The organism is Streptomyces sp. NPDC002324 (assembly GCF_053593335.1).
On sequence record NZ_JBSFCF010000032.1, the window covers coordinates 34638 to 58727 of the forward strand.

Here is a 24090-nt window from a genome sequence, read left to right on the forward strand (position 1 = left end):
GAAATGCTCAAGAAGGCAATGGCCGCAGTTGCGGTCGCCGCTTCCATCACCGGCCTCGGGGCCGCGACCGCTCCCCAGGCGCTCGCCGACGACGGTGGGACCACGTCCATCAGTGGCAACGGTGCCAGCCAGGCGTTCGGCAATTCGGCGACCAAGGGCGACATGAGCCCGCAGCTCTCGCTGGTCCAGGGCTCGCTGAACAAGCTCTGCGTCGGCCTGCCCGCCAAGGTCAACCTCGCCGCGGTGGCGGCGGCGGTCGTCCAGGACGTCCCGATCCTGTCCGCCCCGCAGAACCAGCAGTGCACCGAGAACTCCACCCAGGCCAAGGGCGACGAGCCGCTGTCGCACATCCTGTCCGACATCCCGATCCTCTCGGACAACGGCAACGGCAACGGCAACGGCTGACCGTAGGACCGATGAGCGGCTCGGGTCGCCCACGCACTGCGTGCGCGCGGCCCGAGCCCTTCGCCTGTCCCCGGGCAGGGGCCGTTCGAGTGGTCGTCATATCGGCTGTTCGGTAAATTCGCGGGGCGATCGGGTGAATTACCCGACTCCCCGCGTTCCTTAGTTTCTTTCGGTGTCTATTCCTCGTTCGCAGACTGCTGGTCATGATGCGAGCCGTTCATGCTGTGCTCGCTCGGTTTCGGCCGTCAATTGAGGCATGACCGCAGAGAAGGGAAATGACGTGAAGCTCAAGAAGAGCGCAGCTGTCGTGGCCGGCGTGATCATGGCCGTGGGTCTGGCCACCCCGGCCGTCGCCGACGCGGAGGCCCACGGCGCCGCCATCGGTTCCCCGGGTGTCCTCTCGGGCAACGTGGTGCAGGTCCCGATCCACATCCCCATCAATGTGTGCGGCAACACCATCAGCGTCATCGGGCTGCTCAACCCGGCAGCCGGCAACATCTGCGTCAACGACTGACGTCGTAACGCATCGCAGCAGCCGTTCGGCTGTGCCTCAGCCGGTCTTGGAGTGTTCGCAACGGCTCCAAGGCCGGCTTTTCCCACTTCTTCGAGCAGGAAGAAAGAGATGCGACAGGACCTGCGCAAGAGAATGGTCGTGGCCGCCGCGGCGACGGGGCTGCTGTCCCTCTACGGCACGCCGGTGCTCGCGGACACGGGCGCGCACGGGGCCGCCTCGAACTCGCCCGGCGTCGCGTCGGGCAACGCGGTCGAGGTGCCGGTCACCGTCCCGGTGAACGTCTGCGGCAACACCGTCGACGCCGCGGCACTCGGCAACCCGACCCTCGGCAACGAGTGCGGCAACACCGGCGACCACGCCCCGGAGAACGCCCAGAGCACCGAGAGCACCCACACCACCGGGAGCGCCCCGGAGCGCCACGCCACCCCGGTGGCGGAGCCCGAGTACACGCCGGCCCCGGCGGCGGACCCGGAGGAGTCCTGGGAGCAGGCGTACGAGGAGTACACGCGGCCGGACGCGTACGAGGAGTACGACGAGCCCGTGGAGTACCCGCAGAGCTGGGACGAGGAAGGCCACGGGAGCGACGAGGGCTACGGGAGCGACGAGGGCTACGGGAACCACGACGGCTACGGGAACCACGACGGCACGCCGAGCGGCCACGACGACGCCCCGAGCGACTACGGCGACGCCCCGGACACCGACGAGGACACCGAGGTCGGCTACGGCGACACCCCGCCGACCAAGCCTCCGCACCTGCCGCCCACGAAGCCGCCCACGACGAAGCCGCCGACGACGAAGCCCCCGACGACGAAGCCCCCGACGGGCCACCCCAGCCCCACGGGCAAGCCGCCGACGACGAAGCCCCCGACGGGCCACCCCAGCCCCACGCACAAGCCGCCGACGGGCGGGCCCTCCACCAGCCACCCGCCGACGGACCACCCGCCGACGGACCACCCGCCCACGCTCCCCGAGACCGGCAGCGACCGTGAGGCCCTGCTCGCGGCCGGGGCCGCCAGCGTCGCGCTGATCGCGGGTGGGGGCATCCTGTACCGGCGGGGCCGGGCCGCTTCCCGTCGTTGAGTCCACGCGGGTGCCGGGACGCGCGGCGCGCCGCCCGGCACCCGCGTGCGTCACGCCCCGGCGGTGGACGCCAGGTCCGCCCGCGCTCCCGGCACCGGGATCCGTCCGCCGGGCACCCCGGCGCGCAGCCGCCGCCGCACCCCTCGGACGAGGGTCGGGGCGGTGAACGACGCGCCGTACACGAACCGCATCGCGGGACCGAAACCGGCCGCGGTGGTGAGGCCCGCGAGGAACAGGCCGGGGACCGAGGACTCGAAGTCCCGCCCGACCGAGGGCGAGCCGTCGGCGAGGGGCACCAGATCCGCGCGTACCTCACGCGCCAGCAGGTCCAGGCGCTCGCAGGTGGCCCGGAACCCCGTGGCCGCGATGACGTGTTCGGTGTCCAGCGAGGCCGGCTCACCGCCGCGGCCGACCGTCTCCAGGCGTACGGCGCCGCCCGTCTCGTACGCCGTCACGACCTCCTGGCCGAGCCGTACCTCGACGGCCGGCTCGACGCGGTCGCGGACCCACCAGGCGCCCGCGGGGCCGAGCGCCTCGGCCGTGATCCGCACCCGTCTCGCCTCCGGCAGGCGGCGGTACCAGCCCGGACGCTCCGCGTAGAACCAGTTGCGCCAGCCGCAGCCGAGGCCGCTGTGCGGGGAGCGGACGGAGTCCCACGGCCGGCGCTCCAGCGGGGGCGGGACGTCGTTCCAGCGCAGGGCGCCGGAGCGGGCCAGCACACGGACGCGTGTGCCCTGTTCGGCCAGGAGCGCGGCCGTCTCCAGAGCCGCCTGGCCGCCGCCGACCACCGTGACGTCCCTGCCCCGGAAGCGGTCGAGGTCGCTGTGGTGGCTGCTGTGGGAGACCCGGTCGGGCGGCAACTCCCGGAGCGCGGAGGGGACTTCGACGAACGGTACGACACCGACGGCGAGGGCCGCCGTGCGGGCGCGGACCGTCTCCCCGTCGTCCAGGACCGCCTCGAAACCGCCGTGGTGGCGCCGGAGCAGCGTGACCATGCGCTCGTCGACGGGCGGGAGGGCGTTGCGGGCGAACCACAGGCCGTACGAGGCGAACGTGCCGACCGGGATCGGCCGGCCGTGGCGGGCCTCGAAGCCCTGCTCGGCGCAGTACGCGTCGAGCCGCCAACGCCCGTCGGGATCGCTCAGGTTGGAGGCCCAGGGCTCGGACTTGAGGAACATGCCGGGCGGCATGTGGTCGCGCCAGGACGCCATGGGACGGCCGAGGACACGCAGGCTGAGCCCGGCGGCCGCGGCGTGGGACGCGATGGACAGGCCGTACGGGCCGGCGCCCACCACCAGCAGGTCGTACATCAGGGGCTGCTCGCTTTCTCGTTCTCGGCGCGGTTCTCGGCGTGGTTCTCGGCACCGCTCCCGGCGCGGACCTCGCCGGGAGCGGGGTCGCGCTGGAGGGGAAGCGGCGGGCGGGGTGCCAGCAGGCGGCCGAGCGCGCGGCGCGGCCACAGCGACCACAGTGCGAGGCCGGGGGCACGGTCGTCCCGCGCGTACCAGGCCAGCTCGCGCGCGCCCGGCCCGGACGGCGGGTACGGCAGGGACGGCAGGGACGGCCGGCGCAGGGCGGCGAGCGGCGCGTAGTTCTCCACGACGAAGGTCCGGCCCGGCACGGGGGCCCCGTCCGGGACCCGGCGGCCGGTCAGGTCCAGATGCAGCGCGCGGACGACGTCGATGCCGGCCGCGTCGGTGAAGAGGCGGAACTGGGCGCCGGGACGCGGATTGAAGTCGAGCAGGTGGTACGCGCCGGTGTTGCCCTCGCGGCGGAAGTCGAGGTCGAACACGCCCCGGTAACCGAGCGCGCCGGTCAGCCGCTCGGCGAGGGCCCGCACCTCGGGGTTCGGGGTCCAGCGGCCGACGGTGGTCAGGCCGGCGCCGCGCGGCCAGGCAGCCAGCTTCCGGCCGGTGCCGCCGCCGCGCACCGCCCCGGCGCGGTCGGCGTACCCGTGGAAGAACCAGTCGCGGTCGAGCCCCGGCGGCAGGAACGCCTGGAGGAGCAGTCGGCTGCCGGCCTGCTCCGAGCGCCGGAACAGGGCCGCGGCCTCCCCGGCCGAGCGCACCACCACCGTGCTGCGCAGCCCCGCGTCGGCGGGCAGCAGCCATGGGCGGCTCCACTTGGCCACCACCGGCAGGCCCAGCTCCCTCACGGCGGCGGCGGCCTCCGCCGGGCTGCCGGGGACCACCGTCGCCGGGTGGGGGAGGTCCAGGCGCCCGCACAGCGCGGCCAGTTCCGCCTTGTCGGCCACCTGTTCGGCGAGGGCGGCGGGCCCGGCCGGAAGCAGGTAACAGCCCGTCAGCTCCTCGCGCAGCCGGCCGGTGGCCACGGCGCTCGCGTCGTCCAGCGCGATGAGCACCGCGGGACGGCCGAGCCGGTCAGCCACCCGGCGCAGTACGGCCGCGAATTCGTCGAGGGAGGCGCCGAGCCGGGGCGGGGTGTGCGTCGCGTGGAGGAACCGGGAGCTGCGCACGGGGCTGCCCTCGCAGTCGGCGACCAGGTGCACCTCCACACCGGCGCGCCCCAGGGAGCGAACGGCGCCCAGGGTTCCGTGGTGAAAGGGATTGCGGTCCGTTCGCAGCAGAACGGCCGGAACGCGGGTGTCGAGCGGCGACACGTTCATTTCGTCGGGGTCCTCGCACATTTCTTTGACGTCGGGTCACCCGTGCGGGCGATTCGGGCACCCGAAGGCCGGAGCCCCAGTTGGCGGAGTTCGTATTCGTATGACTGATTGTCAGTAGGTGGAAATCGGCGGCGGAAAGCAGTGAAGTGAACAGAGCGGAGAGGGGAGCGGACATGGCTCCACAACAGCGGCGGCCCCGGCACAGGAGACCCCGCACCAGACGGCTGGCGCTCGTCGCGGCCGGCGTGGTCGCGTCGTTCGCCCTCGCGTCGGTCCCGGTGCACGCCGTGGGCGCGCGGGTGGTGGGCCTGGCGACCGACCCACCGCCACCGCCGGTCCCGGCCAAGCCCCCGGTGCCGGCCGCTCCGGTCAAGCCTCCGGTGCCGGCCGCTCCGGTGAAGCCTCCGGTCCCGGCGGCGCCCGCCGCCGTCACCCCGGCCCCGGTCGCCAAGACGCCCGCTCCGGTCGTCCCGACGGCACCGGCCGCCCCGAGCGCCTCCGTCCCGCCGCCGGCGGGCTCGCCCGTGCCGGCCACGTCCTCCGCGACCCCGAAGCTTCCCGAGCAGTTGCCGGCCATCGGTGCCTACCTGCACTACGGGCCCCGCGGGGTCGCCCGGATCGCCGAGCTGAGCGACTGGCTGGGCGGCTCCGACCTGCGGGTGGCGCACACCTACCTGCCGGGCGACCGCTGGTCCAACATCGAGGGCCTGCCCGGCTTCCTGGACTCCTGGGCCGAGTGGCGGCGCGACGAGGACGACCGGATGTTCGTCCTCAACGTGCCCATGATGGAGCGCAACGAGGAGGGCGTCTCCGACCACGAGGTCCGCGCTCTGCTGCGCCGCGCCGCCGCCGGCCAGTTCGACCACCACTACCGCCGGCTCGCGGAGCGACTGGTCGGGCTGAAGATCCCGGACACGGTGATCGTGCTCGGCTGGGAGATGAACGGCATCACGTACACCCATCGCTGCGGGCCCGACCCGGAGAGCTGGAAGAAGTACTGGAACAGGATCGTCACCACGATGCGCGCGGTGCCGGGCCAGAAATTCACGTTCGACTGGACCCCGAACCGGGGCCGGGACGCCATTCCCTGGACGCAGTGTTATCCGGGGGACGACACGGTCGACATCATCGGAATGGACTCCTACGACCAGCCGCGCGGAATCACCTTCGACGAGCAGGTGAAGGAGCCTTACGGCCTGCAGGCACACGTCGATTTCGCGAAGGCGCACAAGAAGCCCATCTCCTACGCGGAATGGGGACTCTTCCGCAACGGCGACAACCCGGAGTACATGCGGCGCATGCTCGCCTGGATGGACGAGCACAAGCCGCTCTACAACACGCTCACGGACTACTGCCCGCACGGTGTCTGGCAGTGTTCGAGCAACCCGAAGGCGGCGCAGGTGTACCGGTCGATGCTCTTCGGCCGTGACACGACCGCGACTCCGACGCCCACTCCCACCCCGACACCGAAGCCGACCCCCACCCCCACACCGAAGCCGGCTCCCACCACGCCCGTACGTCCGCCGAACTGTTCGCCGCTGGAGCTGGGCGACTGGGTGGAGTACTGGCTCGGCGGGAAGCTCTGCGTCCGTACGGACTGGTGGTCGCGCTACCGGTGATCCGGAGCCGGCGGCGGGCCGCTCAGGGCCCGCCGCCACCGCGTTCCTTCCGCTCCGGCCGGTCCGTGCGCTCCCGGTTCTGCTCGGCGTCCTTCCTGGCCCGCCACCGGTGGAGCAGTTCCTTGCCCCGCAGCCGTGCCGCCGCGTCGCAGGCGACGGCCGACAGCAGGGGCGCGGTGCGGCGGCGGGCGAGCAGCAGGCGCTGGTTGACGACGGTGTCCGGGCGCCAGCGCAGCTTGTACGGCTCGGCGCCCCGCAGCAGGCTCAGCACCTGGTGGACGCCGGCACCGACATGCCCGGCGCAGGCGTTGAGCAGCATGGTGGCGACGTCCGCCTTGCGTTCGCGCAGCCGCGGATGGGCGCCGTAGAGGTAGCCGCCCGCCAGCCGGGGCGACAGCAGGGTGACGTCGACGGCCATCACGTCGCCGTCCAGCCGGAACTCGGTCACCACGGCGTCCCCCGAGCGCACCATCGGCCCGACCGCGCGGGACAGATGCTCGGAGAAGCGGGGGCGCATGTGCTCGGTGGTCACCTTGCGGTCCTGCCATTGGAGGCGGTGCAGGTCCAGCATGGTCCGCAGGGCCGCGTCCACCTCGTCGGCGCCCACCGCCCGCGGCTCGATGCCGAGGTCGCCGAGCTTGCGGAGCTTGGCGCGCACCCGCTGGGCCCGGGAGTTGGGCAGCCGCTTGAGCAGCTCGTCCATGGGCCGCGCGGGCAGCTCCAGACAGACCGAGTCGGCCACCTTGCGGCGGGGTCCCCGCCAGCGGTCGTAGATCTGTTCGACGGCAGCGCCCGGCCGTACCTCGCGGAAGTCGATCAGCGCGGTCCGGGCGGCGGCCGACAGCCCCTCGGCGAGCGCGGTCGACGCCTGTTCGGCGTACTCGTCGTCGACGATCACGTCGGCGAAGTCCGAGATCGGGCAGCCGAGCGGGACCAGGGCGGGCAGCGGACGCCGTACGAGCATCAGCGGGGCGACCGCGCGCAGCTCGTCGCCGTCGCGGACGAGGACCAGCCGGAGCCTGCCGGGGGTGCCGTACGACAGCCACCAGGAGTGCAGCCAGGCGTGGTTCTGGAACGGGGTGGCCGCTCCGCACCGCCGGTACAGACGGTCCCAGGGCCCGGCCAGCTCGCCGAACTCGCGCTCGTCGGTGCAGAGTTCGGCGCGCAGGGTGGTGCTCGTCGCCGTCTCCAGGAGGCTGGTCACAGCTGTCCGTGGGCGTCGGCGGCGAGAGCGGGACCCGGTACGGAGGCCGACGGCGGGGCCTCGGGGGCGCGCCGGGGCCGGATCAGCAGGGCCAGCCCGCCGAGCAGCCCGCCGGCCGCGGTGCCCACCAGACCGGTCACCGTCGGCGACGCCGAGGACGCCTCGGTCGGCCTGGTCGCGCGGGCGAACTGCTGCAGTTCGACGCGCGTGGACCTCTTGGTGTCGTTCGCGTGCCGGGTCAGCGCCCGGGAGACGGCGTTGGCCATGTCGGCGGCGAGGTCCGGCCGCGAGGAGGTGGCGGAGACGGCGACCATCGGCGCGTCCGGCGAGGTCGCCGTCCGCACGTCCTTGCGCAGCGTCTCGATCGGCACCCCCGCCCACACCTGCGCGTCCCCGAGCACCGCGACCTGCGTCGCCACCCGCCCGTACGCCTGCGCGAAACCGAGCGCCGACTGGGTGTCCGACCCCTCGGTGGGCACGACGACGAGATAGCTGGTGGCGGTGTAGACGGGCGCCTTCACCACGCCGTACGCGCCCCCGGCCACCCCGCCGAGCAGCGCGCCGGCCGCGAGCAGGGACCAGGAGGGCAGGGACCGGGCGCGGCCGCCGTGGGCCGGTCCGCGGTGCGGGCTGTCGGACATACGTTCAGACGTACGGTCGGTCATACGGAACTCACTCCCAGGGGCGGGGTCGGCGAGGGCGTGCGGGAGACGGCGGCCGCGTACACGTCCATGAGCTGGGCGGCGCTGCGGGTGATGCAGTAGTGCTGGGCGGCGGCGGGGACGGCCCGGCTGCGCGCGCCCTGCGCGCGCAGGTCCAGCAGGGCGCTGACGAACGACTCCGCGCCCCCTTGGACGCGCCGGGCGCCGGCGGTCGCGTCCGGCGGCAGGTCCTCGATCGCCGGGCAGGAGACATAGAGCACGGGCAGCCCGGACGCCATCGCCTCCACCACCGCGAGCCCGAAGGCCTCCTCGGCGCTGGGCGAGGCGAGCACGTCCATGGCGTTCATCAGCGAGGGCAGATCGGCCCCGGGGGCGCCCGCGGCCGGCCGTTCCCCGGTGAGGAGCACCCGGTCGGCGACCCCGGCCCGCTGGGCGGCCCGCCGCAGCACGCTCTCCTCCGGGCCACCGCCGGCGATCAACAGCCAGCAGTCGTCCGGCAGCCGGCCGAGCGCCCGGACCAGCACGTCGAACCGCTTGCCGGCCGCGAGCCGTCCCACACCGCCGACGACGTACGCGCCCTCCGGCAGCCCGAGCCGCCGCCGGGTCAGTTCGCGCAGGTCCGGATCGAAGCGGAAGCCGGCGAGGTCGATGCCGTTGGGGACGACCTCGATCCGGGGTGCCGGCACGCCCCAGCGCTGCAGCCGGTCGGCGACGGTCGGCGAGACGGCGACCGTGGACCGGCCGAGGCGCTCACTGGCGAGATAGAGGGCGCGCACTCCGGCGGACAGCCGGCGCCCCTCCATCTGCGAGTCGCCCAGGGAGTGTTCGGTGGCCACGACCGCGCGGACCCCCGCCAGCCGGGCGGCGAACCGGCCGTACACGCAGGCGCGGTAGAGGTGGGTGTGGACGAGGTCGTACCCGCCCCGGTGGATCAGCCGCACCAGACGGGGGAGCGCGGCGAGGTCGCGGTTGCCCGCCATGCCCAGATGGGTGACACGGACCCCGTCGGCGGTGAGACCGTCGGCGACCGGGCCCGGGTTGGTCAGTGTCACCACGTCGCAGTCGACCGGCAGATGACGCAGCAGCAGCCGCAGTTGCTGCTCCGCGCCCCCGACGCCGAGGCCGGTGATGATGTGCAGCGCCTTCACGTCGGCCTCAGACCCCCTCGACGGGACGGCGGCGCAGCCGGTGCAGCTTCCGCTTCAGCAGCAGCCGCAGGGCCGTGTCCTCCTCGCCGATGTGCACCCGGGGCAGCGCGTACGGGCCGTTCAGCGGGCCGGGGTCGATGGCGCAGGCGTACGCGTACCCGGCGTCCCGCACGGCGTCGGCGGCCCGCTGGTCGAGGGTGCCGTACGGGTAGCAGAAGCCCTGGACGGGAGCGCCGGTCAGCTCCGCGAGCCGCGCTCTGCTGTCGGCGGTCTCGGCGAGCAGGGTCTCGTCGTCCGCCTGTGTGAGGTCGACATGGGTCAGCCCGTGCGAGCCGACCTCGATGCCCTCCGTCCCGGCGGCCGTCCGGATGCCCTCCTCGTCCAGCAGCGGCTTGCGCGGGCCCAGCGGGTCCCAGGCGTTCTCGCCGCCGAGCCGCCCCGGCAGCACGAAGAGCGTGGCCCCGCAGCCATGGGCGCGCAGCAGCGGCAGCGCGGTGTCGACGAAGTCCGTGTACCCGTCGTCGAAGGTCAGCCCCACCAGGCCCCGGCCCTCGCCCCGGGCGCGGGCGGCCAGCAGCTCGGCCATGCCGACCCCGCGCAGCCCGCGCCGCCGCAGCCAGCCGAGCTGGGCGTCGAGGCGGCCGGGCGAGACGGTGATGCGGTACGGGTCCTCGGAGCAGTCGCCCACCGAGTGGTACATGGCCACCCACAGCGGGGTGGCGACGGTCGTCGGTCTGGGGTCAGCGGTTACGGACATGCGACAGCCTTCGTGTGACGGAACGGAGGGCGGGGGTGACACCGGAGGCGCCCAGGGCCGAGGCCAGCAGGACGAAGACGAGGGCGACGACCGCGCCGCCGACGGCGAGGCCGAGCACGGGGGAGTCGAACCGGTCGGCGCAGTACATCCCCACCACGCCCGCGGCCACGGCCGCCCGCACCGGCCGGCTCATCTCGCCGACCACCTGCCGGGTGCGGATCGGCACCGCCCGGCCGCGCATGCCGCGCAGCAGGAGCAGGGCGGTGAGGGTGATGCCGACGGCGTTGGCGGCGGCGATGCCGAGGACGCCCCAGGAGTCGACGGTGGCCGCGCCGATCCACGAGGTCGCGACGATCCCGGCGGCCATCGCGGCCAGCGGGTACCAGGTGGGCCGGCCCGCCGAGAAGTAGGAGCGGACCAGCGCGCTCACCAGGGCGTGGCCGAGCAGCCCGAGGGCGTACACCCGCATCACGGCGGCGGTGGCCGCGGTGTCCCGTGCGGTGAACGCGCCGCGCTGGAAGAGCAGTTCGATGATCTGCGGACCGCAGGCGAAGATCGCCGCCGCGCCCAGCAGCACGATGCACGACACCAGCGCGAGATCCTTCTCCACCCGGCTGCGGGCCCGCTCGGTGTCGCCCTCCGCCATCGCCTGCGCCACCACCGGGAGGGTGACGGTGCACAGCATCAGCGAGAACGTCATCGGGATCTGGGCCACCTTCTGCGCGTAGTTGAGGTGCGAGATGGCTCCGGAGGGCAGCGTCGAGCCGAGGAAGCGCTCGATGAGGACCTGGGACTGGCGGCACAGCGCGAAGAGCAGCACGGTGGTGATGAGGGTCAGCTCGACGGGCCGGGCGGCGTCCCGGTCGTCCCCGGACGGGAGCGCCTCGGGGCCCACGGGTGCCGCGGGGGTCCCGCGGTCCCGCTTCGGTCGGCGCAGCTGCCGCAGCAGGGCCGGCAGCTGCGTGGCGATCATCAGCACACCACCCACCGCGACCCCGAGGGCGGCCGCCCGCACGCCCCAGCGCCCGCCCAGCACGAACATCGCCGTGATGATCCCGACGTTGTACGCCACGTAGATCGCGGCGGGTGCCACGAACCGGCGGTGGGCGCGCAGGGCCGCGCTGCAGTAGCCGGCCAGGCCGAAGGTGAGGACGCAGGTGCCGGTCAGCCGGGTGCAGTCGACGGCCAGGCGGGGGTTGGGCAGCCCGGGTGCGAGGGCCTCGACGAGGTAGGGCGCGCCGAGGATGAGCAGGACGGCCGACGCGGCGAAGGCCAGCGCCAGCCGGGGCAGCGTCGAGGCGACCAGGGAACGGACCGGGTCGGCGCCCGCACCGCCCCTGGCCCGCCGGGCCACGGCCACACTGAACGCGGGCACCAGCACGAACGCCATGCCGTCCTCGATCAGCAGCGTCGCCGCGAACTCCGGCACGGTCCACGCCACCAGGAACGCGTCCGTCTCGCTGCCGGCCCCGAACAGGTACGACAGCGACTGGTCCCGGCCGAGCCCCAGCAGCGCGGCGGCCGCTGTGAGCGCCGCCGTGACGAGCGTCGCCTTCGCGAGGAACCGCCCCGTGGGCGGCGCGACCTCCGAGGGCTCGGCGGCCCGCGCACCGGGCACCGAGGGGACGGGGGCCGCAGGGACGGAGGCCGGGGGGACGGGGTCGACGGTCTGAGAGGGGGGCGCCGCCGGGTCCACGGCGCCGGAATCCGGTGCCGGTGGAGGTGTCTGCCGCGATGCCCGCGGAGGCGTTGCGGTCATCGCGCCCCGGCCCCCTCCGGTACGCGGGACGCGACGGCCCCGGCCGGGGCGGCACCCGTGGCGGTGCGGTCCGCCAGCGCCCACCACGCCACGAGGCCGAAGCCCACGGCCGTCAGCACGGTCGTCGGCCCGCCGATGTCCGCGTACGCGAAGTCGACCAGCACCCAGGTGATCAGCCCACAGGCGACGAGCCCGCAGTCGAGCCCGCCGGTCCGGCGAGGCCCGCTCTCGCGCCGGGCCCGCGCCAGCCCCCGTACCGCGCACGCCGCCAGCGCCAGCCAGCTCCCGGCGAGTGTCGTCAGGCCGATCAGCCCCTGCTCGCCCAGGACCAGCAGGTACATGTTGTGGGGGGAGAGGAGCGGCTGCTTCTGGTAGGCGGTGCCGGCGCCGGCGATGTCGCTGCCGGCGGACAGCGCCAGCGAGGCGTGGCCGTCGCGGTGCTCGGGGAAGCCCTTCAGTCCCACGCCCGCCAGCGGCCGCTCGCGCCACATCCCGGCGGCGGCGGCCCACATGGTGTACCGGTCGGTGACCGACTGGTCCGGCGCGTCGGCGACGTGGGTGATGCTGCTGATCCGGTCCTGGATCATCGCGGACCCGATCCCGAGCCCGCCGACGAGGACCACGCCCACGGCGGCGACGGCCGCGCAGACCACCACCGCCCGCCGCAGCCCGGCCAGCAGCACCTGCAGTCCGCACGCCGCGGCCGTGGCGATCCACGCGCCCCGGCTGAACGACACCGCGAGCGGCAGCACCAGCAGCACCGAGCAGACCACCGCCCAGGCCCGCTGCCGCACCGTCACGGGCGCCAGCGCCAGGCCGACCGCGCACACCAGCCCGAACGACACGACGGTCGCCATCCCCATGACGTCCCCGGCCCCGAAGGTCCCCACGGCCCGGATGTCCTCACCGGCGTAACTGGCCCCGGTCCCGGTGGCGAACTGGTGCACCCCGACGGCGCCCTGCCACAGCGCGAGCCCCACGAACGACCAGGCCACCACCCGGAAGTCGGACCGGCCGCGCACACACAGCAGCACCGCCACCGGCACCAGCACGAAGACCTGGAGATACCGGCCGAACCCCTCCATCCCGGCTCCGGGGTCACCCGCCCCGGCCGTCGCCAGCGCGAGCCCGACCACCGGCAGTCCGAGGACCACCGCGGCCGTACGGGTCAGGGGGCGCCGCCGGTCCCGCAGCAGCCGCACGACGCACCACAGCACCAGCAGCCCCGAGACGGCGTCGGCCGGGGTGGCGCCGCCCTCGGCGCTCTGCGTGATCGGCAGCGCGAGCGCGGCGACCACGGCGACCACGGGCAGGACGGGCGCCGCAGCGCGCACAGACGTCACGGTCAGCTCCCCGTCGGACGGACGAGCGCGGCGGCCGTGCGCACCAGGATGCAGAGGTCCTGCCAGAGCGACCAGTTGTCGATGTACGCGTTGTCGTAGCGGGCCCGGTCCTCGATGGAGGTGTCCCCGCGCAGCCCGGTGACCTGGGCCAGGCCCGTGATCCCGGTCCGCATCCGGTGCCGGGCCGCGTAACCGGGGTAGGTCTGGCCGAACTTGGCCACGAAGTAGGGCCGTTCGGGACGCGGGCCGACCAGGCTCATGTCGCCGCGCAGCACGTTCCACAGCTGCAGCAGCTCGTCCAGCGAACTGCGCCGCAGGAAGCGGCAGAACCAGCCCATCTCCTGCTCGTTCGCCACACTCCACCGGGTCGCCGCCTCGTGTGCGTCGGCCGGGCGGTGGGTGCGGAACTTCAGCAGCGTGAACGGCATCCCGTCCCGGCCGATCCGCTCCTGCCGGAACACCACCCCGGGTCCGTCGCCCAGTCGCAGCGCCACCGCGCACACCAGCAACAGCGGGCTCACCAGCAGCAGCAGCGCCCCGGAGACCGCCACGTCCAACAGGCGCTTGCCGAAAGCCTCATGACTGACCGTCAGTTCCAGTCGCCGACAGGCGAACCCGGCGAGCAGCTCGGTCGAGCCGTCCCGGTCGTAGGAGGGGGACTCGGGGTCCACCTCCCACAGCGCGCAGCCGTCGTCCTGAAGGGTTCGCAGCAGCGGGGCGCGTTCGGTGCGGGAGCCGACGACGAGCACGGTCCGGACGCCGTTCTGCACGGCCGCCCGCCGCACCTCCTCGGGGGTGGTCAGCACGGGCAGGCCCTCGGCCCCGGAGGCCTGGTCGGCGACCACACCGACGGGCCGGATGCCGCAGCCCGGGTGGCGCAGGAACGCGGCGGCCACGCGTTGCGCGGTCGCCGCGGGACCCACCACCAGGGCCGTGCCGGGGCGTCTGACGAGCGCCCGGCGCCGGTGCCAGTGCACCGTGCCCCGGCCGACACAGGCCGCCGCCGAGTGCAGGGCGCAGCCGAGGGCCAGCTCATGGGCGGCGAGCGCGTGGTCGGGGGAGTGCGCGGCCACCCCGGCGCCGAGCACGCACCAGCCGAGCACGATCCGTCCGCACACGGCGGGCAGTTCGTCGAGCACGGCGGGCACGGCGGGGGGCCGGTAGAGGCGCGCCCGGGCGTTCAGCACGGCCACGGCCAGGGTCAGGACGGCGACCATCAGCGGCCGCCCGGGAGTCATGTCGTCGGTGAGTGCCAGCACAGCGAGCAGGGCCGCGCCGCCGTCCACGGTCAGCAGTGGCAGCCCCGAGGGAGGTCGGGCGACGGGCCGCCGGCCGGCCGGGAGCGCCGGGCCGAGGGTCTCGCGCGGCGGGACCACCGAGACGGACGAGCCGCCGAACTCGCGTTGCTGTCCACCGGGGGAGTGGACGGTGCTTTCCGTACGTTCCGCAGTCACGTGTGGATGGACTCCCTGCACTCGGTGGCTTTCCCGCGTCGGCCGTCCGTACCGCCGAGCAGTTCGCGGTACACGTCCGCGACGGCCTCGTTCGTGTGCCGCACGTCGTGCGTGGTCAGTACGTGATGGCGGCCCTGGTGGCCGAGCGACTCGCGCAGCAGCGGATCGCGCAGCAGCCGGGCGACCGCCCCGGCGAGCGCGGCGGGGTCCTCGACCGGCACCGGCTCCTGGCCGGGCGGCAGACTCTCGCGGGCCCCGTCCACATCGCTGAGCACGACCGGCCGCCCGCACGCCATGGCCTCCAGCGGCGCCAGCGCCATGCCCTCCCACCGCGACGGCAGGACGACCAGATCGGCGGCCTGGTACCAGGGCACGGCGTCCGTGACACCCCCGGCGAACAGCACGCCCCCGGGGGCCAGGGCCCGCAGCCGCTCACCCTCCGGCCCGTCGCCGACCAGCACCAGACGCGCCCCCGGCACCTGCCGCAGCACCGCGTCCCAGGCCGCGAGGAGCACGTCCTGCCCCTTCTGCCGGCACAGCCGCCCCACGCACACCACCAGCGGAGCGGCCGGATCGACGCCGGCGAGCAGCGGGATCCCGGCGCGCACGGTGTCCACGGCCGCGGGGTGGAAGCGGCCGGCGTCGACCCCGTTCGGGATCACCGTCCAGCGCGCCCGTACCCCGGCCCGCTCCCCGGTGACCCGCTCGGCCTCACTGACGCACACCACCCGGGAGGCCCAGCGCGCCCCCGCCCGCTCCCATCCGAGCGCCAGTGCCGCCATCACGCCGTCCACCGCCTCGAACGACCAGGCGTGCGGCTGGAACACGGTCGGCACCCGCCCCCGTACGGCGAGCCGGCCCGCCAGCCCGGCCTTCGCGCTGTGCGCGTGCACCAGGTCGGGCCGTACGTCGTCGAGGATCCGCCGCAGCCCCCGCACCTCGGACACGAGCGCGGGGCCCGGCGACCGGGTCGCCGCCCAGAGCCGGACGTCCGCGCCGAGCGCGCGCAGGACCGGGGCGAGCGGGCCGTCGGGGCAGGCCACCGCGACATGCAGGCCGTCGGCGAGCTGGGCCCGCACGAGGTCCGTCACGACACGGGCCACGCCGCCGTCGACCGGCTGGGTGACGTGCAGGACCCGCGACGGAGGGTCGGATGGTGACAGTTGCATGCGGGTTCCTTGCTCAGAGGCGGCGCCGGGCGGCGCGCGTCACGGCTTGGCGTCGACGGCGACGAAGAGCGCCCCGACCCAAGCCGCGTCCCGCTGCGAAACGAGCCGGAAGGCCAACTGGTCACCGCCGCGCCGGATTTCGTCGTCCAGTTCGAGCACATCCGAGTCGTATCCGAGCGTGTTCGAGTACGTCGGCGTACGCCCTGCGGCGAGCGCCCCCGGTTCGCTGATCGTGGAGTTCAGGACGTCGTCACGCGGGTTGGCCGCGTCGCCGAGCGCGACGGCCGGACCCCGTCCGGTCGAAACGGTGAGCGAATCGCCCCGGCTCCCCCGGTCCCCGTCGTAGGCGACCAGGCCGACCACCCCGCGCGCGCGTTCGGGCAGCGCCATCGCGGTGGACCCGACCCGCTGCTCCCCGTCCGGCGCGAGCGTGTCGAACCCGTCCCACATCGCCAGGTGCCGCAGCGGCTCCGCCGCGTTCTCGTACGCCACCATCAGCGTCCAGCCGCCCCACGCGCCGGCCGCCGAACGGCCCATGGCCACATTGACCTGCGCCACCGTGTAGAGCCCCGACCCGCTGGAGCGCACCAGCTCCGTGACGTCCGCCGAGGCCTGGAAGGCGTCCGCGCCCCGCGCCACCCGGTGCCCCACCACCGAGTCGGCGAGCACCTCCTTGTACTCGCCGCCGGGCTCCGCGATCAGCACCCGCCCGTTGTCCTTCGGCGGCTTCTGCTCACCCACCCGCAGGTTCCCGCCCCAGTACAGCCGCGCGTACGACACCCGCGCGCCCGGCGCCAGCCGGACCTCGCCCCGGCTGGAGTTGTAGGTGTTCGGGTCCCGGTCGACGTCGATGTAGAACATGTCGAAGTCGTCGTTGACGGCCGTACGCCCCGCACGCGCGTCGGCGCACGAGGACACCGCGGGAGCGACCGCAGGAGCGACCGCGGGAGCGGGCGTGAGCGCCGCGGGCGCGGCCGGTGTCGTGGAGGGGACGGCCGCGGGCGAGGCGGCCGGCACCACCGCACGGCAGGAGATCGAGGAGTTGGCCGCGCGGACGATCCCGCCGTGCTGCAGCGCCCGGTAACGCTGTCCGAACGCTAGGCGCTCGGCCTCGGGCGAGGGGGCGGGTGGCGCGGCCGTCGCGGGAGCACCGGGCCCCCAGAGGGCGGCGAGGGCACAGCAGCCCACCATCGCGCGGCGCAGCAGAGGACCCGGATGAATTCGCATGACCGGCGGTGCCCTTTCGGGAGCTCGTTCGGGTGCTTGTCGGGGAAAAGCCGCGGACCCTCGACGGGCAGAAAATGTGCGGATCTGATAAAGGCCGCGGTGTTGTGGGGAGATGCGCACTCTATCCCGCTATGCGTACTTATCTACGGAACGCGCCAACTGTGTCGGAACGGTGAAGCGGGCGTTCTGCGAGATCACTCCTTTGGAGGCACAACCCCGGACGCATGCCGCGCGTTGACTCACCGCCGGGCACCCCCGCCCGAGTGTTTTTGCATCAACTCCAAGGAGCACCTCTCCATGTCGCGTATCGCGAAGGGCCTGGCCCTGACCTCCGTTGCTGCCGCGGCCGTGGCGGGCACCGCCGGCGTCGCCACCGCCGACAGCGAGGCGAAGGGCTTCGCCGCCCACTCCCCGGGCGTGCTGTCGGGCAACGTCGTGCAGGTTCCGGTCCACATCCCGGTCAACGTGTGCGGTAACACCATCAACGTCATCGGTCTGCTGAACCCGTCGTTCGGCAACAAGTGCTTCAACGACTGACGTTCGAGGACTGACGTCCCCGCACTGACGTCTTCGGACTGACGTTCGCACGTTCCACACGAACCGGCCGTTCTCCCCACGGGGAGGGCGGCCGGTTCGTGTTGCTCCGGATGGGGCCCCATCGGTTGCCGACGGCGATCACCGATTTCACGGTGAAAACACGATCCTTCGCACCGATGAAAGGAACATCCATGCGTGTTCTGCCCGCACGGCGTCTCGCGGTCTCCGCGCTCTGCGCCACGCTCCTCCTCGGCGTCACCGCCCCGGCCGCCCTGGCCGCCGACGTCGAGTCGGCGCGCGAGCGCGCCCGGTCGGCGGCCCCCGTCCCCGGCGCGGACGCGCTCCAGGGCCAGCTCAAGGGCCTCGGCGACCTCGGCGGGGTGCTGAAGCCGGTGACCGATCTGCTCGACGCCGTACTCAAGGCGGACAACGGCCAGCTCTCCGCCGGCCGGGCGGCCGAGCTGGGCAAGGCCGTGCGGGACGCCATCGACCGGGCCAAGGCGAGTGCGCCGGTGACCTCGCCGGCCGTCCCGCCGGCCGTTCCGCCGGTCGCCCTGCCGTCGGACCCGGCCGCGCCCGCTGTCCCGCCTGCGCCCGCTGTTCCGCCTGCGCCCGCTGTCCCGCCTGCGCCCGCTGTTCCGCCTGCGCCCGCTGTTCCGCCCGCGGCGACGACGCCCACGGTTCCGTCCGCCCCGGCCGCCCCGGCGGCTCCCTCGCTCCCGTCGGTGCCGGCCGCTCCGGCCGTCCCCGTGGTGCCGGCCGCTCCGGCCGCTCCGCAGCTGGCGGTCACGCTGCCGGCGTTCGACCGTGCTCTCGTGCACCCGGCCGGCAGCATCGCGGCGAACCCGGTGACCGACGCGCTCACCGCCCTGCAGAAGGCGGTCGACACCCTGCTCAAGGCGGTCACCTCCGGTGACCTCGCCCAGGTGCTGCCCGCCGTCAACAGTGTGGTCGCCGGTCTGGTCCAGCTCATCGGGTCCATCCTCCTGGGCAGCGGCCTGCCCGCCCCGGTCGCCCTGCCGGCCGGGCAGTCCCCGACGGAGCTGCCGGTGACGCCGTCCACCGAAGCGCTGCCGGTACAGCCGCCTGCCGTGACGCCCGTGCGCTGAGAGCGAGGCGAACCGCCGGAGGCGCGCTCGCCGCTCGCCGCTCGCAGCTCACGGCTTGCTGCTCACCGCTTCCCGCTGGCAGCAGCCCTCCGCAGGCCGTCGGGCCGACCGCTGTCCGGGTCGGTCCGACGGCTGTTTCGTATGACCTGTTGTTCGGCGTCAGATATGACCTGTCCGCAACGGGGTTTCCGTCGGCGCGGGGGCTCGTTGGACACGGCGCAGAGCTTCCAGTATCCGAGGAGAGGAACACGATGAAGTCGCTGAAGGCCGCCGCTGTCGTCGCAGGGTCCCTGGCCATCGCCGGTGCCGCCGCACCGGCTTTTGCCTACGACGCCACGGACGTCACGCCCACCAGCCTCAACGGCGCGGTGAACACGCTCTTCAAGGGGCCCATCGCGCCCGCTCCGCTGCCGCAGCAGTCGAACGCGCTCGACACGGAGAACAAGGACTCCGTCCTCCACACGGTGAGCGGCGCGACCAAGGCCCTCAACGCCCCCGGCGGCCCCAGCAAGCTCCTTGGCGGTCTGCCCCTCCAGGGCTGACATTTCCTTTCGCAGTCCCCAGGGCCGGTTCCGCGGAAAGAAGCGGAACCGGCCCGACGCGTTCTCCGCTCCTCCGTCGGGTGAATTCCCCGGTGTTCGAGGCGTGTCCCTCGTTCGTGTGGTCGGTCGTCGCCTGTCGCCCGGTCGGGTGAAAACGCGGCCGAGTCGTTTGGCGGGCGTGGATAGGGTTCCGCGGTGACTTCAACTTCCGCTGAAACCCGCCCTTTCCGTCCCGCCGACCTCGGCACGCTCGTCGTCATGGCGTGGAGCGGTGAAGCCCCCGACGGAGACATGCCCTATCTGCTCGCCTACACCCTGGGCGACGGCCGGAACGGACCGGAGGGCTCGACGGCCGCCGTGGCGGATCTGCTGACCGGTCTCGGCCTGTCCATCGGCGAGAAGGTCGTCGACGGCGCCGCCCACCCCAGCCTGCCGGTCACCCTGCTCGTCGAGGCCGGCCAGGCCGTCATCACCCTGCCGCAGCTCAACGCCCAGTGCCCGGCCCCGCCGGAGTGGCTCGCCGCCGTCGGCACCCGCGGCTTCGCCTACCTGCTGTTCGCCACCCGTCCCTGGCCCGAGGCGCGGCCCGGCATGCCCGTCGAGCCCGCGGCCCTCGCCGCCTTCGCGGGTGACCCCGAGACGCTGACCAGCGCCGCCCACGTCCTCCTGCCGGCCCGCAGCCTGCGCGGCTGATGGCCGCCCAGGCAGGGCGGCCGGCGCGCACGGCCGGCGGCGGCCGTGCCTTCGCGATCCTGCTGCTGCTCACCGGCGCGGCGGGTCTGCTCGCGTCCTGGGTCATCACGCTCGACAAGTTCAAGCTGCTGGAGGACCCGAACTTCACGCCCGGGTGCAGCCTCAACCCGGTGGTCTCCTGCGGCAACATCATGAAGAGCGACCAGGCCTCCGCCTTCGGGTTCCCGAACCCGATGCTCGGACTGGTGGCCTACGGGGTCGTCGTCTGCGTGGGCGTGAGCCTGCTGGCCGGAGCGGTGTTCCCGCGTTGGTACTGGCTGACCTTCGGCGCGGGCGCGCTGTTCGGGGTCGGCTTCGTGACCTGGCTGCAGTTCGAGTCGCTGTACCGGATCAACTCGCTCTGTCTGTGGTGCTGCCTGGCCTGGATCGCCACGATCGTTCTCTTCTGGTACCTGGTCTCCTTCGACGTCCGCAACGGTTTCCTGCCCGCGCCGGCCTGGCTGAGCGGCTTTCTCGTCGAGTTCACCTGGGTGCTCCCGGTGCTGCACCTCGGAGTGATCGGGATGCTCGTCCTGACCCGATGGTGGGACTTCTGGACAAGCTGACCGACGGAACGACGGGTGAGTGGTGCAATGGGCCGATGGGCGGCAGGTCGACGGTTGGCAGACCAATGAGGCAATAGACCTAATGAGGAAATAGCCCAATGAGGCAATAGGGCAATGAGGCAATGGGCCGATGCGACGATGTGCCGATGCGGCAATGGGCCCATAGGCCTCTCGGACCATTGCGGCAGTCGGGCGAATCTTGAACTGAGGGAGATCCCCGGATCGTTCACCCGGTACGGGCGACGAGCCCCGCAGCACGGCTCGCGCACCGCCGATTCCGAATCCGTCGATCCGGCCGATTCCCACGGTCGCCGATCCTGGATCCGCCCATGCTCGAAAGGGACCGTACCGAGATGAAGCCGACCACACGAGGAACCCTTGCCGCCGTCGTCACCGGTGTGGCGGCCGCGATGGGCGCCTCCGCCGCCCCCGCCGTCGCGGCCGAGACGGTCCCCGTCCCCCTGCCGCTCGAAGGTGTGGAGCACTCCCTGAACGTGAAGGCGCCCAAGCTGAGCGGAGAGCTGCCGCTGCTCATGCCGGGCGCTCCCCAGGGAGGACCGAAGTACGTCGAGGGGCGGCTGCTGCCCGCGAGCAGCCTGCCCCAGGTGCCGCTCGGCACGGCGCTGCCGGGGCTGAAGGCCGAGACCCCGCTGCCCCGGGTCGTCGGGGAGGGCTTCGAGCGGCTCGGCGTCGACGCCCCCGCCGCCGACCTGCGGACCCTGACCCCCGGGCTGAACGTGGACACCCCACTGACCGCGCCCGACCCCCACGCGCTGGGCCTGCCCGGCGTGAAGGACCCCCAGGTGGCCGTCCTCACCCCGCTGCTGCGGACGGCGCCGACCGCGAACCTCGGGCTCGTCTGAGCCCGCGGCGACACGGAGACGAGGCCCGGAGCCCTGACAGCCCGGGCCCGGCCGACCGGGGGTCACCGCTACCGAACACGACGAGGAGAGAGTGTTGTTCGTCAGCAGAGCGACGGTGGACCCCGAAGCCGGCCGGAGCAGAACGCGCCGCAACGCGCTGCGCGCCCTGGGCGCGTCGGCCGTCGCCCTGGCCGTGGCCCCCGTCGTCGCCGCCGCGTGGCCCCGCCGGTCGGCGCCACCCGGGGAGGCCGACTTCGACGAGACGTTCCGGGGCCGCCGTATCCGGGGGGTCAGGGCCGACACGGGCCAGACGGCCTATCTCGGGGCCCGTACGCCCGGCCCCGGCGAGTGGGACGTCACCGTCGACGGACGCCCGCTGCATCTCATGCGCCGCGCGGACGGCACGTACCTGAGCATGATCGACCACTACCGCTCGTACCCGATGGCCCTGGAGGCGACCCGCGCCGCCGTCGAGGAACTGGGGACCACGCAGCGCCTGCGCGTGGTGGAGACGGCGGAGGGAGCGGTCGGCCATGGCCTACACACGTAAGGACGTCAGCACGCTCACACGCACGGAGCGGCGGCGGTTCGTGGGCGCGCTGCTGAAGCTCAAACAGCGCGGCGAGTACGACGAATTCGTGCGGATGCACATCGACCACTACGTCTCCGACGGCGACGGCGGTCTGCGGACGGCCCACATGGCGCCCTCCTTCCTGCCCTGGCACCGCCGCTTCGTGCTGGAGCTGGAGAAGGCGCTGCGCCGGATCGACGACTCGGTGACCGTGCCGTACTGGGACTGGACGCGGGACCGTACGACGACGTCGGTGCCCTGGACGGCCGATCTGCTCGGCGGCAACGGGCGGCGCTCCGACCTGCGGGTGACGACCGGTCCGTTCGCGTACGGGACGGGCCGGTGGACCATCACGGAAGGGCTTACGGACATCGAGTACCTCACCCGGGACCTCGGCTACCCGCGCAACCCCGTCGGCCTGCCCACCGCCCGGGACCTGGACGCGGCGCTCGCCGAGTCCGTCTACGACAAGGCTCCCTGGAACTCGGTCACGCGCGGGGGCTTCCGCAACCGGCTCGAAGGGTGGGGCCAGGGCACCGGCAACGGCTCCTGGCTCAACCACAATCGGGTGCACCGGTGGGTCGGCGGGCACATGGTCGGCGGCGCCTCCGTCAACGACCCCGTCTTCTGGCTGCACCACGCCTTCATCGACCTGCAGTGGACGCGCTGGCAGCAGCGCCATCGGGGCGCGCGCTACCTGCCGGCCAAGCCGCCGGGCAGGGGTGACTCCCAGCGGGGGCGGATCGTCGCGCGCGACGAGCGGATGCCGCCCTGGAACGTGACCCCGGGCGCGCTGGAGTCGATCGGTCACGTGTACCGATACGGGTGACCGGCGCCGGTACGGGTGACCGGCTGCGGTCTTCCGGGTTCCCGGGAAAGGCGCGAAGCCCCCGACGGTGGGACACCGTCGGGGGCTTCTTGTCACTGCCGTGTCGCTGCTGTGACGCTCGGGGCTGTGGGCCCCGTCAGTGGCCGTAGCCGGACGGGCCGGGGTTGCCCTTGTGGTCGTCGTGGCTCTTGTTGACACAGACGTTGCCGAAGGCCGGGTTCAGCAGGCCGACGACGTTGATCGTGTTCCCGCACAGGTTGACCGGCACGTTGACGGGGACCTGGATGATGTTGCCCGACAGGACACCCGGCGAGCCGATGGCCTTGGCCTCGGCGCCGGCGTCCGCCGCGGCCAGGCCGGCGCCGCTGAGCACGACGGCGGACGTGCCGAGGGTGACGACGGCTGCCTTCGCGATGCGAGACATCACGTTCTCCTTCTTGATCGGTGAGCACGACCCCCACTTCGTGGCCGCACGCCCCTTCAACGCGGCCGCGCACCGCGGGTCACGGCGTTCGCCGGGGGATCACCCGTTCCGAACGGGAGTATGGGGCGGGACGGGCGGCCGGTCGTGGGCCAATCGTGCGGCCGGTCGGGGGCCGGTGGTGCGGCTGGTGATACGGCCGGTCGGGCGGAGATCCGGCCGACCGGCGCAGCGCCCGCAAGGCCGTCCTGCTCCCGCACGTCTTCGACTCGCCCACAGGGAGGCGGGTGTACGACAACCGGCACACGCGCCTCACGAAGTGGCTCAACGACGGGATCCCACCCGCCCAGGTGGCCGAATGGGCCGGGAACAGCGTGCCGGTCCTGCCGGCCACTTACGCACGGTGCGTCGAGGGTCAGCTGCCTGACCTGAAAAGGCGCCTGGAGGCCGCTGGAGACCTGCCCGGGCCGGCCGACGGAGACTGAGGCTTCTCGCCAAGAATTTCGACACGTATTCGACAGGGCCACCCGCGAAAACCCGGTGACAGCCGGACAGCCCCGGAACCTCCCCTTGATCGTCGGGGGGAGTGTCCGGGGCTTTGTCGTTGCGAGCGATACCCGCTGTGACCAGCAAAAAACCCTCCCAATGGGAGGGTGGAGACTTGCGCCCCCGGCAGGACTCGAACCTGCGGCCAAGCGCTTAGAAGGCGCCTGCTCTATCCACTGAGCTACGGGGGCCGGGTGTGGTGGCCTCTGTCCTGGTGCCCGGGTGTGGGCTGATCCGTGACGTTGCCGGGGACAAGGATAGGGCTCCCGAGTCCTTGACCCTGTTGCTTCGCCTCCGTGGCTCAATGTGGAGGTTCGGTGAAGCGGTCCTGATAATCGCAGGCAGGTACGAATCGTGCACCTCTTTTGGCGCCTCGGGCCTCGCATGTTGTGCACTCGTTATGCCTG

Annotated in this window: 24 protein-coding genes and 1 tRNA gene; 12 read left to right on the forward strand and 13 right to left on the reverse strand. The window is 73.4% G+C overall.

Features of this window, described 5'->3' with window-relative positions:
• The first annotated feature begins 3 nt into the window (after positions 1-3).
• The 3 genes from ACWCRJ_RS32525 to ACWCRJ_RS32535 all read left to right on the forward strand — a co-directional run bounded on the left by ACWCRJ_RS32525 (position 4) and on the right by ACWCRJ_RS32535 (position 1999).
• The gene (locus ACWCRJ_RS32525) at positions 4-405 is read left to right on the forward strand and encodes a rodlin (RefSeq protein WP_450942647.1); all 402 of its coding nucleotides are present in this window, start codon (positions 4-6) and stop codon (positions 403-405) included.
• Positions 406-661: 256 nt separating this feature from the next.
• The gene (locus ACWCRJ_RS32530) at positions 662-919 is read left to right on the forward strand and encodes a chaplin (RefSeq protein ID WP_450942648.1); all 258 of its coding nucleotides are present in this window, start codon (positions 662-664) and stop codon (positions 917-919) included.
• Between the two features lie 108 nt (positions 920-1027).
• On the forward strand, positions 1028-1999 hold the full coding sequence (locus ACWCRJ_RS32535) for a chaplin family protein (protein ID WP_450942649.1): 972 nt from the start codon (positions 1028-1030) through the stop codon (positions 1997-1999).
• A 50-nt stretch (positions 2000-2049) separates the two neighbouring features.
• Here ACWCRJ_RS32535 and ACWCRJ_RS32540 read toward each other — a convergent pair whose 3' ends face one another.
• A complete protein-coding gene (locus ACWCRJ_RS32540) occupies positions 2050-3309 on the reverse strand; it encodes an NAD(P)-binding domain-containing protein (protein WP_450942650.1) in 1260 nt (419 codons plus the stop codon).
• A complete protein-coding gene (locus ACWCRJ_RS32545; protein WP_450942709.1) occupies positions 3309-4619 on the reverse strand; it encodes a carboxylate--amine ligase in 1311 nt (436 codons plus the stop codon). Before ACWCRJ_RS32545 ends, ACWCRJ_RS32540 begins: the two co-directional genes overlap by 1 nt.
• A 179-nt stretch (positions 4620-4798) precedes the next feature.
• On the opposite strand from ACWCRJ_RS32545, the gene ACWCRJ_RS32550 reads away from it, so the two are divergent.
• Positions 4799-6244, forward strand: coding sequence for a glycoside hydrolase family 26 protein (locus ACWCRJ_RS32550; protein ID WP_450942651.1), 1446 nt, complete (start codon positions 4799-4801; stop codon positions 6242-6244).
• Between the two features lie 22 nt (positions 6245-6266).
• Here ACWCRJ_RS32550 and ACWCRJ_RS32555 read toward each other — a convergent pair whose 3' ends face one another.
• From ACWCRJ_RS32555 to ACWCRJ_RS32595, 9 genes are read right to left on the reverse strand one after another with little or no spacing between them, the layout of a single operon-like run.
• Positions 6267-7448, reverse strand: coding sequence for a GNAT family N-acetyltransferase (locus ACWCRJ_RS32555; RefSeq protein ID WP_450942652.1), 1182 nt, complete (start codon positions 7446-7448; stop codon positions 6267-6269).
• Positions 7445-8089, reverse strand: coding sequence for a lipopolysaccharide biosynthesis protein (locus ACWCRJ_RS32560; protein ID WP_450942653.1), 645 nt, complete (start codon positions 8087-8089; stop codon positions 7445-7447). The genes ACWCRJ_RS32555 and ACWCRJ_RS32560 overlap by 4 nt, the downstream gene beginning before the upstream one ends.
• 20 nt (positions 8090-8109) lie before the next feature.
• Positions 8110-9258, reverse strand: coding sequence for a glycosyltransferase (locus ACWCRJ_RS32565; protein ID WP_450942654.1), 1149 nt, complete (start codon positions 9256-9258; stop codon positions 8110-8112).
• Between the two features lie 7 nt (positions 9259-9265).
• Entirely contained in the window at positions 9266-10015 is a 750-nt protein-coding gene (locus ACWCRJ_RS32570) for a polysaccharide deacetylase family protein (RefSeq protein ID WP_450942655.1), read from the reverse strand.
• Positions 9999-11774: a lipid II flippase MurJ gene (locus ACWCRJ_RS32575; RefSeq protein WP_450942656.1), complete on the reverse strand. Its 1776-nt coding sequence runs from the start codon at positions 11772-11774 to the stop codon at positions 9999-10001. Before ACWCRJ_RS32575 ends, ACWCRJ_RS32570 begins: the two co-directional genes overlap by 17 nt.
• The gene (locus ACWCRJ_RS32580; RefSeq protein ID WP_450942710.1) at positions 11771-13108 is read right to left on the reverse strand and encodes an O-antigen ligase family protein; all 1338 of its coding nucleotides are present in this window, start codon (positions 13106-13108) and stop codon (positions 11771-11773) included. Before ACWCRJ_RS32580 ends, ACWCRJ_RS32575 begins: the two co-directional genes overlap by 4 nt.
• 11 nt (positions 13109-13119) lie before the next feature.
• Entirely contained in the window at positions 13120-14571 is a 1452-nt protein-coding gene (locus tag ACWCRJ_RS32585) for an exopolysaccharide biosynthesis polyprenyl glycosylphosphotransferase (protein ID WP_450942657.1), read from the reverse strand.
• Positions 14568-15740 (reverse strand): glycosyltransferase, encoded by a 1173-nt coding sequence (locus ACWCRJ_RS32590; protein ID WP_450942658.1) that lies wholly within the window; start codon positions 15738-15740, stop codon positions 14568-14570. Before ACWCRJ_RS32590 ends, ACWCRJ_RS32585 begins: the two co-directional genes overlap by 4 nt.
• Positions 15741-15779: 39 nt before the next feature.
• Positions 15780-16967 (reverse strand): DUF3344 domain-containing protein, encoded by a 1188-nt coding sequence (locus ACWCRJ_RS32595; protein ID WP_450942659.1) that lies wholly within the window; start codon positions 16965-16967, stop codon positions 15780-15782.
• 297 nt (positions 16968-17264) lie between these two features.
• Between ACWCRJ_RS32595 and chpG the strand changes: the two genes are divergently transcribed.
• The 8 genes from chpG (at position 17265) to ACWCRJ_RS32635 (ending at position 22716) form a co-directional block, all read left to right on the forward strand.
• Complete coding sequence (chpG, locus tag ACWCRJ_RS32600) at positions 17265-17504, forward strand: chaplin ChpG (protein WP_005479502.1); 240 nt, start codon at positions 17265-17267, stop codon at positions 17502-17504.
• A gap of 191 nt (positions 17505-17695) precedes the next feature.
• Positions 17696-18613, forward strand: a complete 918-nt coding sequence (locus tag ACWCRJ_RS32605) for a hypothetical protein (protein WP_450942660.1) — start codon at positions 17696-17698, stop codon at positions 18611-18613.
• Between the two features lie 251 nt (positions 18614-18864).
• A complete protein-coding gene (locus ACWCRJ_RS32610; protein ID WP_450942661.1) occupies positions 18865-19155 on the forward strand; it encodes a hypothetical protein in 291 nt (96 codons plus the stop codon).
• 195 nt (positions 19156-19350) lie between these two features.
• Entirely contained in the window at positions 19351-19848 is a 498-nt protein-coding gene (locus ACWCRJ_RS32615; protein WP_046919147.1) for a DUF5949 family protein, read from the forward strand.
• On the forward strand, positions 19848-20453 hold the full coding sequence (locus ACWCRJ_RS32620; protein WP_450942662.1) for a vitamin K epoxide reductase family protein: 606 nt from the start codon (positions 19848-19850) through the stop codon (positions 20451-20453). The genes ACWCRJ_RS32615 and ACWCRJ_RS32620 overlap by 1 nt, the downstream gene beginning before the upstream one ends.
• A gap of 353 nt (positions 20454-20806) precedes the next feature.
• Positions 20807-21316 carry a hypothetical protein gene (locus tag ACWCRJ_RS32625; RefSeq protein ID WP_450942663.1) on the forward strand — a complete coding sequence of 170 codons (510 nt, stop codon included), beginning with the start codon at positions 20807-20809 and terminating at the stop codon, positions 21314-21316.
• 91 nt (positions 21317-21407) lie between these two features.
• The gene (locus ACWCRJ_RS32630) at positions 21408-21866 is read left to right on the forward strand and encodes a tyrosinase family oxidase copper chaperone (RefSeq protein ID WP_450942664.1); all 459 of its coding nucleotides are present in this window, start codon (positions 21408-21410) and stop codon (positions 21864-21866) included.
• The gene (locus ACWCRJ_RS32635; protein ID WP_450942665.1) at positions 21850-22716 is read left to right on the forward strand and encodes a tyrosinase family protein; all 867 of its coding nucleotides are present in this window, start codon (positions 21850-21852) and stop codon (positions 22714-22716) included. Before ACWCRJ_RS32630 ends, ACWCRJ_RS32635 begins: the two co-directional genes overlap by 17 nt.
• 136 nt (positions 22717-22852) lie before the next feature.
• On the opposite strand, the gene ACWCRJ_RS32640 is transcribed toward ACWCRJ_RS32635, so the two are convergent.
• Positions 22853-23140, reverse strand: a complete 288-nt coding sequence (locus tag ACWCRJ_RS32640; RefSeq protein ID WP_450942666.1) for a chaplin — start codon at positions 23138-23140, stop codon at positions 22853-22855.
• A gap of 661 nt (positions 23141-23801) precedes the next feature.
• Positions 23802-23874, reverse strand: a tRNA-Arg gene (locus tag ACWCRJ_RS32645).
• Between the last annotated feature and the right edge of the window lie 216 nt (positions 23875-24090).

Excerpts from the sequence above, each read along its gene's own strand:
- ACWCRJ_RS32525 (WP_450942647.1), top strand. The coding sequence starts at position 4 with ATGCTCAAGAAGGCAATGGCCGCAGTTGCGGTCGCCGCTTCCATCACC.
- ACWCRJ_RS32530 (WP_450942648.1), top strand. The coding sequence starts at position 662 with ATGACCGCAGAGAAGGGAAATGACGTGAAGCTCAAGAAGAGCGCAGCT.
- ACWCRJ_RS32535 (WP_450942649.1), top strand. The coding sequence starts at position 1,028 with ATGCGACAGGACCTGCGCAAGAGAATGGTCGTGGCCGCCGCGGCGACG.
- ACWCRJ_RS32540 (WP_450942650.1), bottom strand. The coding sequence starts at position 3,309 with ATGTACGACCTGCTGGTGGTGGGCGCCGGCCCGTACGGCCTGTCCATC.
- ACWCRJ_RS32550 (WP_450942651.1), top strand. The coding sequence starts at position 4,799 with ATGGCTCCACAACAGCGGCGGCCCCGGCACAGGAGACCCCGCACCAGA.
- ACWCRJ_RS32560 (WP_450942653.1), bottom strand. The coding sequence starts at position 8,089 with ATGTCCGACAGCCCGCACCGCGGACCGGCCCACGGCGGCCGCGCCCGG.
- ACWCRJ_RS32570 (WP_450942655.1), bottom strand. The coding sequence starts at position 10,015 with ATGTCCGTAACCGCTGACCCCAGACCGACGACCGTCGCCACCCCGCTG.
- ACWCRJ_RS32575 (WP_450942656.1), bottom strand. The coding sequence starts at position 11,774 with ATGACCGCAACGCCTCCGCGGGCATCGCGGCAGACACCTCCACCGGCA.
- ACWCRJ_RS32590 (WP_450942658.1), bottom strand. The coding sequence starts at position 15,740 with ATGCAACTGTCACCATCCGACCCTCCGTCGCGGGTCCTGCACGTCACC.
- ACWCRJ_RS32595 (WP_450942659.1), bottom strand. The coding sequence starts at position 16,967 with ATGCGAATTCATCCGGGTCCTCTGCTGCGCCGCGCGATGGTGGGCTGC.
- chpG (WP_005479502.1), top strand. The coding sequence starts at position 17,265 with ATGTCGCGTATCGCGAAGGGCCTGGCCCTGACCTCCGTTGCTGCCGCG.
- ACWCRJ_RS32605 (WP_450942660.1), top strand. The coding sequence starts at position 17,696 with ATGCGTGTTCTGCCCGCACGGCGTCTCGCGGTCTCCGCGCTCTGCGCC.
- ACWCRJ_RS32610 (WP_450942661.1), top strand. The coding sequence starts at position 18,865 with ATGAAGTCGCTGAAGGCCGCCGCTGTCGTCGCAGGGTCCCTGGCCATC.
- ACWCRJ_RS32620 (WP_450942662.1), top strand. The coding sequence starts at position 19,848 with ATGGCCGCCCAGGCAGGGCGGCCGGCGCGCACGGCCGGCGGCGGCCGT.
- ACWCRJ_RS32625 (WP_450942663.1), top strand. The coding sequence starts at position 20,807 with ATGAAGCCGACCACACGAGGAACCCTTGCCGCCGTCGTCACCGGTGTG.
- ACWCRJ_RS32635 (WP_450942665.1), top strand. The coding sequence starts at position 21,850 with ATGGCCTACACACGTAAGGACGTCAGCACGCTCACACGCACGGAGCGG.
- ACWCRJ_RS32640 (WP_450942666.1), bottom strand. The coding sequence starts at position 23,140 with ATGTCTCGCATCGCGAAGGCAGCCGTCGTCACCCTCGGCACGTCCGCC.